The organism is Thalassotalea sp. 1_MG-2023 (assembly GCF_030546745.1).
GTDB lineage: Bacteria > Pseudomonadota > Gammaproteobacteria > Enterobacterales > Alteromonadaceae > Thalassotalea_C.
The window spans coordinates 15,999-30,645 of record NZ_JAUOPD010000008.1 but is presented as its reverse complement, the minus strand read 5'-3'; the positions used below and the strand labels follow the sequence as shown (position 1 = coordinate 30,645).

Genomic DNA, 14,647 nt, shown 5'->3' with positions numbered 1-14,647 from the left:
ATTACATTGGTACTTGCAACAATACTCAGAAGGTGTCAAAGTGAAATTGCTTCATACATTTTGATGGCGTGAGGAGGGTCAAACTTCAACGGACTTGTTGATCACATTGACAGCGTTGTTTAGTGGTTAGTTGCCAATTTGATTAACACAGGTTTTTCATTTTTTTGAGGAAATTTGTGTATATGACTGAAGAAAAAACTATCTATATATTAGACACTAATATATTACTGCACGAGCCCTTCGCTTTTCTATCTTTCCAAGAACACGATGTAATTGTTCCCATGACCGTGCTTGAAGAACTCGACTCTATTAAAGATCGTAACAAAGACGTCAGCCGGGATGCTCGAGTAGCTATCAGAGCATTAGAAGACTGTTTAGTAAATGCAACGCCTGAAGAAGTACTTGCGGGTGTTCCCATCCCCACACAACAAGATGGTAGTAAAGTGGGCAGGTTGTCTATTTTTAATGACTACACCTTAGAACAAACCGCTGGTAAGCTATCATTTAATGAAAATGATAATCGTATTATTAATACTGCTTTACACATTCAAGGCACCCGTAAAACGCGTAAAGTTGTGCTTGTTACAAAAGATATTAATATGCGCCTTAAGGCAAAAGGGGCGGGCCTTAAGCATGTTGAAGACTATCGAACTGATCAGTTAATTGATGATATTCAATTTCTTACCAAGGGTTACCACAAATTTTCAGGAGACTTTTGGCAGCAAGTAAAAAGCTGTGAAAGTGAATCAGAAGGACGAAATACCACACACTATGTAGAAAAATCGGTGTTTCCTAGCGCCTATATGAATGAATATTTACTCGATGAGGGCGAACATTTTGCGGGTAAAGTGGTGGGTTGGGATGAACAAAAATTAGCGATTGCTGATCTAGGGCGTGAACGGCTTATGTCAAAGCAGGCATGGGGCATTTCACCAAAAAATATTTATCAAGGTATAGCGATGGATGCGTTGCTGGACCCATCGATCGACTTGGTCATTTTAACGGGCCCTGCAGGGTGCGGTAAAACCTTACTTGCTTTAGCTTCGGCGTTAGAATTAGTGATCGAACGAGGCATGTATGACAAGGTTATTGTTACCCGAAGTACGCCTGAAATTGCTGAATCTATTGGCTTTTTACCCGGTACGGAAGAAGAAAAAATGGCGCCTTGGCTAGCGGCTATTACCGATTCATTAGAAGTATTGCATAAACAAGATGAAAATATGGAAGGTAGCTTAAACTACATTATGGATAAAGCGAATATTCAATTTAAATCGGTAAACTTTATGCGCGGTAGAAGTATTCAAAATGCCTTTGTGATTTTAGACGAATGTCAAAACTTAACGGCATCTCAACTGAAAACAATTATCACTCGCTGTGGTGAAGGCACCAAGTTAGTGTGCAGTGGTAATCTGGCGCAAATAGACAGTAATTATTTAAGTGCTTTAACATCTGGCTTAACCTACATTGTTGAACGCTTTAAAGACTTTCCAGGCAGTACAACGGTGAACTTAAATGGCGTTGTTCGTTCGCGATTAGCATCATTTGCGGAAGAAAATTTATAAAGAAACCATGTAGTAAATCATGTGGTAAATAAAGATAGGGTGCTTACATACTTGTTGTCGAGTGAGTGAGCACCTTTGCTTTTTCACTTTGGCCTGATCACAGCTAAAGTGGTATCAGTTTATTGATTAAAACCGATAACTGTGTAATTATCTCCTCAATTGAGCTATTTGGTTTTGCACTGGTGTCGACTCACGTTATTAAAACATTATTAGTACTGACGGTCTGCTTGTCCTTTTTAGGTCAGGCTTTGGCGTCTACCGTAATGTCTTATCATATGATGAATATGAAGCAAACGAGTCAATCATCATCGCAGATGAACATGATGGATCATAGTCATCATCAGATGACAGAACAATCGACTGAACACCATGAAAACATGGATGATAGCTGTTGTCAGCAATCTTGCAGCTGTTTTAGTGGTAGTTGCTCTAATATTGCAGCGGCACTCTTTTCAACGATTCAAACACGACAACTCGAACTGTCAGTGAAAATTCTTTCTGTTTCACAAGCTGAGCAAAGTCAAACGCTTACCTCTTTATATCGACCTCCCATATTTGCCTAATACAGGGTTAGTGCGTCTGCATTTTATCAAATGCAGTATAGAACCCGCAGTTTATTAACTTTTCTGTAAATTTATTTAGCGTTTATACGCCGAATTAACATCCAGCTTTGTCTGGGGGCAAAATGATCAAAACTTATTTAACACTAGCAGCAATATTACTGCTATTACCTATGATTGTTGGTGCTAATGAGCACACACATGAACCTGAGTCTGAAGGCGATCCACTCGCGCTTTTGGTCTATAAAACACCAACGTGTGGTTGTTGTAAAAAATGGATCACGCATATTGAAGACCAAGGTATTATCGCGTTTTCGCAAGATTACCGAAGTCTTGAACAAATAAAAAATCACTACGGCATAAAGTCGAATCATCGATCTTGCCATACCGCCGTTACACAAAGCGGCTTTGTTTTCGAAGGTCATATACCTGCCAAATTCATCAAACAATTTTTGAGCGAAAAACATACCGACGCTATTGGTTTAACGGTACCAGCGATGCCAATAGGCTCGCCAGGAATGGAGGTTGGTCACCGTTTTATGCCGTATAACATTTTAATGTTAACGAAAAATGGCACTAGCAAAGTTTTCGCAACTGTTCGATCTTATGAGGAGCAATTCTGATGTATCGCTTTTTTATTGGATTAACGAAATTATCGTTAGGCTTAACTATGGGTTTTTTTGCTTTAACATCGCAAGCAGAAAACACTGTTTCACTGATGCAAGCAATTACGATCGCTGAAAAAAATGATCCTTGGCTACATGGCAATCGCTTAACACAGCAAGCGGTTCACCAGAGAAGTATTGCTGCGGGTACATTGCCAGATCCTAAGGTTTCAATAGGTATGATGAACCTTCCTGTTGATTCTTGGAATACTGAGCAAGAAGGGATGACACAATTAAAAGTCGGTGTTGCTCAAATGTTTCCTCGCGGAGATAGCTTGGCGATTAAACAAAACCAATTGAAGCTTGATGCAACTAAATTTCCATTAATGCGAAAAGTTCGCCAAGCGACGGTGAAAAGCACTGTTTCACAATTATGGCTGGATGCTTTTTTAGCTCAACGCACCATTACCCTGATAGAAAAAGACTGGGCTTTGTTCGAGCAGATTGCAGAAGTGGCACAAGTGAGCTATTCAAACGTTGTTGGTAAAACTCGTCAACAAGATGTTATTCGTGCTCAGTTAGAAATTGTGCAACTTGAAGATAGGTTAATGCTTGAAAAACAACAGTTAGAAACCGCAATTGCACGTTTAAATGAATGGTTGCATGTTTATGATCCTAGTAATGCAGCCGACACGTTTGATTTTGACAGTCAAGCCTTGGTATTTAATGTTTCATCTCAATTGCCTGACCTTCGGTTAACGCGACCAGAATTGCTTAAAACAGCAAAATACTCACGTAATCGTTTGGCAAAAGTGCTATTAAATCATCCTGCTTTGCGAGTGATTGATGTTAAGCAACAAGTCGTTGAGAAAAATGTGGTGTTAGCAAAGCAGCAATATAAGCCGCAATGGGGAGTTAATGCCAGTTATAGTTATCGAGATAATATGCCCTCTGGAGATAGTCGTGCTGATTTGTTTTCGGTAGGCGTTACCTTTGATTTACCCCTATTTACGGATAATAAACAAGACAAACAAGTAGCGGCCTCCATTGCTGAGTCAGCCGCGGTAAAAACTGAAAAATTACTATTAACCAAACAGATGATTAGCGCAGTTGAACAAGAAACAAGACAGCTAAAGCGACTTTCAGAGCGACAAAAGCTATATCAACAACAATTGCTTAAACAAACGCATAATCAAGCTGAAGCGTCACTAACTGCCTATACCAATGATGACGGTGACTTTTCAGAAGTGGTTAGAGCAAGGATTGCACAATTAAATACTAAAATAGCAGCATTAAACATTGATGTAGAAGCCCTTAAAGCGGTTGTTCGCATTAATTATTTTTTCACGCAAGATGATGAACCTCATCAATATATTCCCTCACAAAAAAACGTAAATACTGTGCTTAGTCAGCAATTTGGAGACCAATAATGCAATCTAATCATAAAATCATTATCGCTGTTATTGCAGGTGCTGCGCTAGGTGCTAGTACATTGAGTGTATTACAAAATACGGGCTCACACGATAATAACGCCTCTACAGCGTCATCAGAGAAAAAGCCGTTATATTGGGTAGCGCCAATGGATGCGAATTACCGCCGAGATCAGCCGGGAAAGTCGCCGATGGGCATGGATTTAATTCCGGTATATGAGCAAACTGACTCAGCAAATGAACACGGCCCGGGGACAGTAGAAATTTCTCCTTATGTGGTCAATAACCTTGGAGTACGTACCGAACCTGTTGCACTAAAAGCGATGCATAGCGAAATTTCAACGGTTGGCTATGTGCAATATGATGAAAATGCGTTGGTGCATATTCACCCTCGTGTCGATGGTTGGATTGAAAAGCTCTATGTTAAAGCGGCAGGTGATCCTGTTGAAAAAGGGCAGCCGTTGTATACCTTATATTCTCCACAACTTGTTAATGCCCAAGAAGAGTTTCTAATCGCACTAAAACGCAATAACAGGTCGATAATTACAGCAGCAAAAGAACGTTTAACGGCGTTACAGTTATCAGCTGAATTTATCAAAGCACTCGAAAAGACCGGTAAAGTAAAACAACATGTTACGTTTTATTCGCCGCAAGCTGGGGTTGTTGATGACTTACAAATCAGAGAAGGTTTCTATGTACAACCGGGGACTACTTTACTAAGTATTGGAAAACTCGATCAGGTATGGGTGGAAGCTGAAGTGTTTGAACGAGATATTGCGTTAATCAAACAAGGGCTTGCGGTGACGATGGCGCTCGACTCTTTACCAGGTAAAGAATGGACTGGCGTTGTTGATTATGTTTACCCAACGTTAAATAGTGAAACACGTACACTGCGCGTAAGATTAAAATTTGATAATCCAAAACATCTGTTAAAACCTAATATGTTCGCGCAAGTGTCCATTCATGCAAACCAAGCTAACCGCGCTATTTTAGTTCCTAAAGAGGCTGTGATCCGCACCGGGAAACAAGATCGTGTTGTGCTTGCATTGGGTGAAGGCCAGTTTAAATCTATTGAAGTAACTATTGGTCGTGTAGATAAAAACCATATCGAGATTTTAAATGGATTAGATCAGCATGATGTTGTGGTGACTTCCGCACAATTTTTAATTGATTCAGAATCCAGTAAAACGTCAGATTTTAAACGTATGTATCATGATGAAACGCCTAATTCAGTATGGATGCAAGGAAAAGTAAATCATGTTATGGCTGAACATAGCATGGCAAATATTAGCCATGAACCTGCAGAGGCTTGGGACTGGCCAGAAATGACGATGGATTTCAATATTGCTCAAAGTGTTGACGTTGATACGCTAATGTCAGGGCAGGTGTTGCACTTTGAAGTGAGCAAAACGGATGATGGCGGATTCGAAATAACCGGCATTCATATAATTTCACAACCTGAAACGGCCAATGAGTCAGTGTCTTCGGCAACGGTTAACGGTGTCATTAATCAAATTGACCATGATACAAGAGTGGTCAATATTAGCCGTGAAGCCATTGAAAAATGGGATAGACCAGCCGCCACTATGGATTTTATCGTCGATGAAAGTATTGATTTACAGGTATTCTCAAACGATGGGCAAGTCACCTTCACGTTTGAAGTACATGATGATTTCATTATTGTTGACATGACACCTGTTAACGTTGGTGACACTGATCACCAACAGCATAACAATCACAACCAACACCACTAAGTGAGACTGAGATGATAGAACGTATAATTCATTGGTCAGTCTTTAATCGCTTTTTTGTGTTATTGACGACATTAATTATCATTGGCGTAGGTGTTTTTGCTTTTAAAAATACACCTGTTGACGCTTTACCTGATTTATCTGATGTGCAGGTGATCATTAAAACATCATACCCTGGGCAAGCACCTCATGTGGTTGAAGATCAGGTTACTTACCCCTTAACCACTGCCATGTTATCGGTACCTGGTGCACAAACTGTGCGAGGGTATTCATTTTTTGGTGATTCTTATGTGTATATCATCTTTGATGATAATACCGATTTGTATTGGGCTCGTTCGCGCGTATTGGAGTATTTATCTCAAGTTGCCCCTAACTTACCAAGTTCGGCGAAACCGCAATTAGGCCCTGATGCAACAGGTGTTGGCTGGGTGTATCTTTATGCACTTGTTGATAAAACAGGTCAGCACGATATTAGCCAGTTACGCAGCCTTCAAGATTGGTTTCTAAAGTATGAGTTACAAACGGTTGAAGGTGTTTCGGAAGTTGCTGCTGTAGGCGGAATGGTTAAACAATACCAAGTGGTTGTTGACCCCGATAAACTGCGCGCTTATGACCTTCCGCTGAGTTTAATTCAAACGGCAATTAAACAAGGTAATCAAGAAGTCGGTGCATCAGTGGTTGAAATGGCTGAAGCGGAGTACATGGTAACAACTTCTGGTTATATTCAATCAATCAGTGACTTAAGTGCCATACCACTTGGTTTGAATGTCAACGGTACGCCTTTATTATTAGGTGATATTGCAGACATTAACCTAGGGCCACAAATGCGCCGTGGTATTGCTGAACTCAATGGTGAAGGTGAAGTCGTCGGAGGCGTTGTGGTGATGCGTTTTGGTGAAAATGCTCAGCAAACCATTGACGGGGTAAAGGCGAAACTTGATGCATTAAAAGATGGTTTACCAGACGGTGTTGAAATTGTCACGGTTTATGATCGCTCCAGACTGATTGAAAGTGCAGTGGATAACCTTTGGTCGAAGCTCGTTGAAGAGTTAGCGATTGTTGCACTTGTATGTGTGGTATTTCTGTTTCATGTGCGATCGTCAATGGTGGCTATTATCACGCTACCGCTCGGTATTTTAGTGTCATTTATCATCATGTATTACCAAGGGATTAATGCCAATATCATGTCGTTAGGTGGTATAGCGATTGCCATTGGCGCCATGACCGATGGCGCGATTGTCATGATTGAAAACATGCACAAACATATAGAAAAAACGCCTCTGACTAAAGATAATCGCTGGCAAATAGTCGCGAAATCAGCATCTGAAGTTGGGCCCGCACTTTTCTTTAGCTTACTTATTATTACAGTGAGTTTTTTGCCTGTTTTCATTCTTGAAGCACAAGAAGGCAGAATGTTTGCGCCACTCGCTTATACCAAAACTTATGCAATGGCAGCTTCAGCAGGCTTAGCTATAACATTAACACCTGTGTTAATGGGGTATTTTATTCGCGGAAAAATCATATCAGAACAAAAAAATCCGGTGAATAGAGCGCTTGTCGCTATTTATAAACCACTACTAAAAAAGGTGTTAACCTATCCAAAAATAACTCTAATCGCAGCGTTTGCAGTCACTTGTATAGGCTTTTTCCCGCTAGATAAAATTGGCACTGAATTTATACCGCCTTTAGATGAGGGTGACCTCATGTATATGCCAACGACATACCCTGGCATTTCTATCGGCAAAGCTCGGGAATTATTGCAGCAAACCGATAAACTTATTCGCACTGTGCCTGAAGTGGAAACGGTGTTCGGGAAGGTGGGTCGCGCAGAAACGGCGACAGATCCCGCACCTTTAACGATGATCGAAACGTTTATTCAATTAAAGCCTCAATCGCAATGGCGTGAAGGTGTAACCACAGAAAGTTTAAAGCAAGAATTTGATCAGTTAGTGCAATTTCCTGGGTTAACCAATGCATGGGTTATGCCGATAAAAACACGTATCGATATGCTAGCCACGGGCATTAAAACCCCTGTGGGTATCAAAGTAGCAGGCAGTGATATTAAGGTGATCCAAGAAATTGGTCAGCAATTGGAAGCCGTGCTTAAAGATCATCCCGGTACGGTGTCAGTATATTCTGAACGTGTTGCCGGTGGTCGATATATTAAAGTGGATATTGATCGTATAAAAGCTGCTCGTTACGGTTTAAATATCGCTGATGTACAACAAGTCGTTGCTACAGCGATTGGCGGTATGAACGTTGCGCAAACGGTGGAAGGGCTTGAGCGCTACCCGATTAACTTACGATACCCGCAAGATTATCGAGACTCTCCAGAGCAGTTACAGAAGCTACCTGTTATTACCCCTAACGGCCAGCGCATAGCGTTAGCAGATGTTGCTAATGTGTATGTTGAAAATGGTCCACCGAGCATTAAAAGTGAAAATGCTCGCATCAATGGCTGGACATTTATCGATATAGATGAAGTTGACATTGGCAGTTATGTTGAAGGGGCGAAGGTAAAAATAGCTAATGAAATTGATTTACCTGCAGGCTATTCAATTTCTTGGGCTGGACAATATGAATACATGCAACGGGCTCAAGAAAAATTGAGCTATGTGTTGCCATTAACGTTAGCGATTATCGTTGTTTTGCTGTACTTGAACTTTAGAAGCTTTGCTGAAGTTGCGATGATTATGGGAACGTTACCACTTGCCATGATTGGTGGTATTTGGCTGATGTATTTAGAAGGCTTTAATTTTTCTGTGGCGGTTGGCGTTGGTTTTATTGCCCTTGCTGGTATTTGTGTTGAAATAGGCGTGATTATGCTCGTGTATTTAAATCAAGCACTGAAAGAAGCGAAAGCACAAGCCGAAAGACAACATCGTGATTTTGATACTTCCGCGTTGGTTGAAGCCATTATGCAAGGCGCAGGTTTACGTGTTCGTCCGGTAATGATGACGGTGGCCACAATCATTATCGGTTTATTGCCGATACTTTATGGTAGTGGTACAGGCTCTGAAGTGATGAGTCGAATTGCTGCTCCAATGGTTGGAGGCATGGCAAGTGCCGTATTACTAACCTTATTAGTGTTACCTGCGGTATTTTATTTATGGCGTAAATCCTTACTCATTAAGCGTTAATGTTTAAATCCTATTAAGAAGTAACAGAGTCAGTGGTTTTGCCATTGACGCTTTGGGGGATTGTTTGTAAATCAGTTTTCTTTGTTGGGAGTTAGTGTAAATGAGTTGAAACTGTAATAGTTAGGTTATCTTAATTTTAAATGTACCTGACCCCTTTTATTCTGCTTGTATATACAATTTGTGTTTGGCGCATTAAAATACTCACATAAAAGGCTCTACGTTTTGCTATTTTACGTTCAAAAAACAGCGTGTGACGTTTACACTAAAAGGGTATTACGCATTGAATGTTTGCGTTGAAATACCCATCAGAAAGGAATAACTATGTTTTTAGTCTCATCAGAAAAGCAATACTTAACACCATATTTTCAAAAAAGAGCAGGTGAACAACGCCTTGGTGAAGTGATTAAAACCGTTGATTCAACGTTCAAAGATGACCTAGCAGCTATTTTAAAATCGTTAAAAGCAGATGGCGTCAAATACATTTTGCTTGGCGTTCCGGAAGATATAGGCCCGCGAGCAAACTTAGGTAAAGCGGGTGCTGATAAAGGGTGGCAAGCTTTTTTGACTAAGTTTTGTGCTTTACAACAAAATGATTTTATTCGTGGTGAACAAATAGCAGTGCTTGGCCATGTATATTGCGAAGACCTGCAAAACGAAAGTGAACACTTACATACGAATAGCGAAAAGCAACTTGAAGCGTTAAGAAACTTAGTCAGTGAGTTAGATCATCGTGTTAGCCAAGTATGCCAAATCATTTTTGATGAAAAGCTCACGCCTATTGTTGTTGGCGGCGGACATAATAACGCTTATCCCATCATAAAAGCAGCAAGCCAAAGTATGCAGACACCAATAAGTGCAATAAATTTAGATCCACACACTGATTTTAGAGCACCAGAAGGGCGTCATAGTGGCAATGGTTTTAGTTATGCCGCTAAACAAGGTCTGTTAAATCGCTATTTTTCATTAGGCATGCATGAGTTAAAAAATTCAAAAACAAACATTCAAGCCCTACATGACTTTGGTTTTAAGTGGGTAAGTTATCAAGATATTTGGGTTAGACGAAATCAAGACTTCAGCTCGGCATTACAAGCAGGACAAGCATATTTAAAAGAGGTTGATCAAGCGATAGGCATTGAAGTTGATGTAGATAGTATCTCTTTTGTACCTGCAAGCGCATATACTAATTGTGGTATTAGCGTTCAAGATGCGGAGTATTTTGTTTATCGCATGGGAAGTGAACCATCCAGCTGTTATTTGCATTTAGCGGAAGGTGCTCCTGCTCAGCATCCCAGTGGAATCGAAGCCGGCATGAATGATATCGGACAGCTATATGCATCATTAGTGGTGAGTTTTATACAGGCGAAAGAAAGCGCATAAATAAACCTAGTTTATTCACCACATTGGTAACTATGTTTAGGCGTCGGATGTTATGCGTATAACTGAGGTTTTAAGCTTCAGATTCTGATCTAGTAATGGCTTCGTCAACTAACTTTAACGTAGCAGATTGTGTCGACATCGCGAACTCGTATGCTTTAGCCGCTTCACCTTTTTTAATAGCTGCAAATAAATCAGCATGTGCTTGGTATTCGAGCTCAGTGACTGGTTTAATACGATTGGTGTAGCGTAAGTTTACTTTTAACGCTATTTCAATAAAGTTTTCTAATTGTATAAAGAAAGGGTTTTTAGTGGCATTTAACACCGCTTTATGAAATTTCACATCAGCGTGATGTGTAGCTTCAGCGTCGTTATTTACTTCAGCTAACTGCATATTTGACAGTGCCTGTTCAATGTTATCAAAGTCTTCTGCGGTTGCATATTGCGCGGCTAAATATGCGGCTTGTGCTTCTACGGGTTGTCTTAGTTGCATAAAATGGCGCAACATATATAAATCAGGTTTTCCGACTAGAATCCAACCAAGCACATCGGTGTCGAACAAGTTCCACTTGTTTTGATCTGCAACTTGAATACCTTTGCGAGGACGCGAACTAATGAGTCCTTTTGCTGTGAGCATTTTTACCGCTTCACGGGTCGCATTACGGCTAATATCATATATTTCACCTAATTCCGCTTCCGACGGAAGTTTACCACCAACTTTGTATTTACCTTTTAATATTGAACGGCCAAGCTCGTGTACAAGTTGTTGTGTTAAATTTAAGTGCCTAGCGTCCATGTGTTACCTTTTATTGAATTCTAAAGCAGATTTAAATCTGCATAATCTGCTGATAATAAATGAGTAATTTGCTTTACTCCAGTAATAACTACATCATTGGTATATTAAATACTATAAATGATAAAAATATTATTTAATAACATGATGTTACAAAACTAGTATTGAAAAAAGTATATTTATCCCTTGTCAGTAGTTTTGTATATTGTAGTATAAATAGTACAAAGTTTTACAGGTTTATAATAATGTTATTAAAAAAATTATCGAGTATCGCATTATTTTCAACGTCGTTATTTGCAACATCAGCATCAGCGAATGAAGTGAGAGAGCCGTGGCGTGATCATACGGTTTTCGCGATTAACAAACTTGAACCTCGGGCAAGTTTATTTCCTTACCAAAGCGAACAAGCAGCGCTTGTTGATCTCAAAGAGCAAAGCAGTAACTTTATGTTACTGAACGGTTTATGGACATTCGACTGGCAACGTTCACCTAATGATGCGGCCAGTGATTTTCATTTATCTGATTTTGACGACACACATTGGGGCACAATACCCGTACCGGGGAACTGGGAAATTGAAGGTTATGGTTACCCGATCTATTTAGATGAAAGGTTCCCGTTTAGTACTAAGTGGCCTGATGTGCCCACGGACTACAACCCAATAGGTTCATATCGAAAACCATTTACCTTGCCAGAAAGCTGGAAAAATAAGCAAGTGTTTTTGCATGTTGGCGCGGCTAAGTCTTCGCTAGATGTATGGTTAAATGGTGAAAAAGTTGGTTTTAGTCAAGGGGCTAAAACACCTGCTGAATTTAATTTGACGCCCTATTTGCAAGACAATGAAAACTTGTTAGCTTTTCAAATCAGGCGTTGGACAGATGCGAGTTTCTTAGAAAGCCAAGATATGCTGCGTATTTCTGGTATCGAACGTGATGTCTATCTGTTTGCAACCGAAGCACAGCATATTTTTGATTTTCATGCGCAGCCAAAATTAAATAAAGATTTCACACAAGGCGAATTTACCGTTGATGTTACAGTAGAGAACTTTCAAAAATCAACAGAAACGCGTTTAGTTGAATACAAGCTACTTGACCCTAGAAAAGGGATGAAACCAGTGCTACAGGGCCAGAAAAAAGTCACACTTTCCGGCGGCAAAAGCACCAAAGTTAGCTTAGCGAGTACGTTAGATAACCCTGCTCTTTGGAGCGCTGAAACGCCAAATTTATATACCTTGGTCATTAACCTGAAAAACAATAACGGTGAAGTTATTGAATCGGTTAAAGATGATATTGGTTTTCGCCATATAGAAATTAAAAACGCGCAGTTACTGGTTAACGGGCAACCTATTTATATCAAAGGGGTTGATCGTCACGAAACTGATCCACGAAAAGGCCATGTGGTTGATAAAGCGTCAATGGAACGTGATATTCAATTAATGAAACAGTTTAACATTAATGCTGTGCGTTCAAGTCATTACCCAAATAATCCATATTGGTATGATTTAACCGATAAATACGGATTGTATGTGATTGATGAAGCGAATATCGAATCACACCCATTAGCCACAAATAAAGCCACGCAAATTGGCGATGAAGAAAGCTGGATACCGGCACATATTGACCGAACGCGTCGTATGTATGAGCGAGATAAAAACCACCCTTCTATTATTATTTGGTCGCTAGGTAATGAAGCGGGTGAAGGTAAAGTGTTTGAAACAACGTATCAGTGGCTCAAAGATAACGACGGTACTAGGCCAGTACAATATGAACCTGCGGGTACAGAACATTACACTGATATTTTTGCACCTATGTATCCTTCTATTGAACGCTTAGTTAAGTATGCCGAAGGATCTCCTTACCGCCCAGGGATCATGATTGAATATGCCCATGCAATGGGTAATTCAGTAGGCAACCTCAAAGATTATTGGGCTGTCATAAAGAAATACCCATCTTTGCAAGGTGGTTTCATTTGGGACTGGGTTGATCAATCGTTAGAGTATGTTAATGAGCACGGCCAGAAATATTATGCTTACGGTAAAGACTTCCACCCTGAGCTACCAACAGATGGTAACTTTTTAAATAACGGCTTGATGAACCCTGATAGAAAGCCCCATCCTCATGCTTATGAAGTTAAAAAAGTGTATCAAAATATCAACTTTTCTACAGTGGATATTCAGCAAGGTACTTTTGCGATTGATAACGAATTTTTCTTTACAGATTTAGACCAATATCAACTGAATTGGAACATTGCAGCTGACGGTAAAACTATTGCTAGCGGCAAACAAAAAATGCCTGCGGTTCAGCCAAGAACCAAAGCAAAAGTTACTCTGCCAATCAGTAAGCTAATACAAGACAGCAGTAAAGAGTATGTCATCACCTTGAGTGCGGTGATTAAAGATCAACAGCCGTTACTGCCAATTGGCCATGAAATTGCGTTTGAGCAGTTTGTTGTTAGCAGTAAAGAAAAGGCTAACAACTTTGTTAAGGCTGAAAAAGGATCACTAATCAAGTTAGAAAATCACCAAAAGGTTAGTTACAAAGGAAAGCATTTTCAAGCGAGCTTCGATAAAAAAACAGGCTATTTAGTTAACTATACTTTTAACGATGAGTCCTTATTATTACAGCCATTAATGCCTAACTTTTGGCGTGCTCCTACCGACAATGATTTGGGGAATAACATGCAAAAATGGGCTGCTGTTTGGCAAACTGCGGCACAGAAATTAACGTTAAGTACCTTTGAAGCTAAAGCTAATAAGGTAACGGCACACTATAAGTCGACAGACTTTAACGGTACATATTCACTTGATTACCAGCTTGCGAATGATGGTAGTATTCAAATAACGTCATCACTTGATTTAGCTGATGATCAAACACTACCTAATCTTCCTCGATTTGGTATGCAATTTGTGATGCCAGGCGCTTATGAACACCTTACTTGGTATGGAAGAGGGCCGCACGAATCTTATTGGGATAGAAAAACCGGCGCTAAAATCGCGTTGCACCGTGCTATGGTTGATGAACAAATCGAGCACTATATTCGTCCACAGGAAAATGGCAATAAAACCGATGTTCGATGGATGAGTATCACCAATAAACAAGGTGTTGGCTTTAAAGCAGTTGGTGAACAAGTGCTTAACACAAGCGCATGGCCGTATTTACAAGCTGATATTGATTTTGCTCAAGGTGATGCAACGGCTTCTGCATCAGGTTTAGTGCCGGTAACCACTAAACATGCGATTGATGTGCCGCGTCGAGATTTAACCACGGTTAATATTGACCACCTGCAAATGGGAGTAGGCGGCGATACCTCATGGGGACGCCTAGTGCATGACCAATACACGATTAAAGCACAAGATTTACGCTATCGTTTTACCTTAATACCAATAGCGGTCAAATAAAGATCATGGCGAGTCTTCGCAAGGCTCGCCATAAAAC

The 14,647-nt window shown here is 40.2% G+C and carries 9 protein-coding genes; 8 read left to right on the top strand and 1 reads right to left on the bottom strand.

Features of this window, described 5'->3' with window-relative positions:
* Positions 1-182: 182 nt before the first annotated feature.
* The 7 genes from Q4489_RS08300 to Q4489_RS08270 all read left to right on the top strand — a co-directional run bounded on the left by Q4489_RS08300 (position 183) and on the right by Q4489_RS08270 (position 10,425).
* Complete coding sequence (locus tag Q4489_RS08300) at positions 183-1,562, top strand: PhoH family protein (RefSeq protein ID WP_303478969.1); 1,380 nt, start codon at positions 183-185, stop codon at positions 1,560-1,562.
* A 122-nt stretch (positions 1,563-1,684) separates the two neighbouring features.
* Positions 1,685-2,125, top strand: coding sequence for a CopL family metal-binding regulatory protein (locus Q4489_RS08295; protein WP_303478967.1), 441 nt, complete (start codon positions 1,685-1,687; stop codon positions 2,123-2,125).
* Positions 2,126-2,247: 122 nt separating this feature from the next.
* A complete protein-coding gene (locus Q4489_RS08290) occupies positions 2,248-2,745 on the top strand; it encodes a DUF411 domain-containing protein (RefSeq protein ID WP_303478965.1) in 498 nt (165 codons plus the stop codon).
* 47 nt (positions 2,746-2,792) lie between these two features.
* Entirely contained in the window at positions 2,793-4,157 is a 1,365-nt protein-coding gene (locus Q4489_RS08285; protein WP_303479217.1) for a TolC family protein, read from the top strand.
* Positions 4,157-5,911 (top strand): efflux RND transporter periplasmic adaptor subunit, encoded by a 1,755-nt coding sequence (locus tag Q4489_RS08280; RefSeq protein ID WP_303478963.1) that lies wholly within the window; start codon positions 4,157-4,159, stop codon positions 5,909-5,911. Before Q4489_RS08285 ends, Q4489_RS08280 begins: the two co-directional genes overlap by 1 nt.
* An 11-nt stretch (positions 5,912-5,922) precedes the next feature.
* Entirely contained in the window at positions 5,923-9,048 is a 3,126-nt protein-coding gene (locus Q4489_RS08275) for an efflux RND transporter permease subunit (protein WP_303478961.1), read from the top strand.
* A 321-nt stretch (positions 9,049-9,369) separates the two neighbouring features.
* Positions 9,370-10,425: a formimidoylglutamase gene (locus Q4489_RS08270; protein ID WP_303478959.1), complete on the top strand. Its 1,056-nt coding sequence runs from the start codon at positions 9,370-9,372 to the stop codon at positions 10,423-10,425.
* A gap of 70 nt (positions 10,426-10,495) precedes the next feature.
* Here Q4489_RS08270 and Q4489_RS08265 read toward each other — a convergent pair whose 3' ends face one another.
* Entirely contained in the window at positions 10,496-11,218 is a 723-nt protein-coding gene (locus Q4489_RS08265) for a FadR/GntR family transcriptional regulator (protein WP_303478957.1), read from the bottom strand.
* 242 nt (positions 11,219-11,460) lie between these two features.
* Here Q4489_RS08265 and Q4489_RS08260 point away from each other — a divergent pair, with 242 nt between their 5' ends.
* Positions 11,461-14,610: a glycoside hydrolase family 2 TIM barrel-domain containing protein gene (locus Q4489_RS08260; RefSeq protein WP_303478954.1), complete on the top strand. Its 3,150-nt coding sequence runs from the start codon at positions 11,461-11,463 to the stop codon at positions 14,608-14,610.
* Positions 14,611-14,647 lie beyond the last annotated feature (37 nt).

Coding starts and splice junctions, on each gene's coding strand:
- Q4489_RS08300 (WP_303478969.1), top strand. CDS start 183: ATGACTGAAGAAAAAACTATCTATATATTAGACACTAATATATTACTG.
- Q4489_RS08290 (WP_303478965.1), top strand. CDS start 2,248: ATGATCAAAACTTATTTAACACTAGCAGCAATATTACTGCTATTACCT.
- Q4489_RS08285 (WP_303479217.1), top strand. CDS start 2,793: ATGGGTTTTTTTGCTTTAACATCGCAAGCAGAAAACACTGTTTCACTG.
- Q4489_RS08280 (WP_303478963.1), top strand. CDS start 4,157: ATGCAATCTAATCATAAAATCATTATCGCTGTTATTGCAGGTGCTGCG.
- Q4489_RS08275 (WP_303478961.1), top strand. CDS start 5,923: ATGATAGAACGTATAATTCATTGGTCAGTCTTTAATCGCTTTTTTGTG.
- Q4489_RS08270 (WP_303478959.1), top strand. CDS start 9,370: ATGTTTTTAGTCTCATCAGAAAAGCAATACTTAACACCATATTTTCAA.
- Q4489_RS08265 (WP_303478957.1), bottom strand. CDS start 11,218: ATGGACGCTAGGCACTTAAATTTAACACAACAACTTGTACACGAGCTT.
- Q4489_RS08260 (WP_303478954.1), top strand. CDS start 11,461: ATGTTATTAAAAAAATTATCGAGTATCGCATTATTTTCAACGTCGTTA.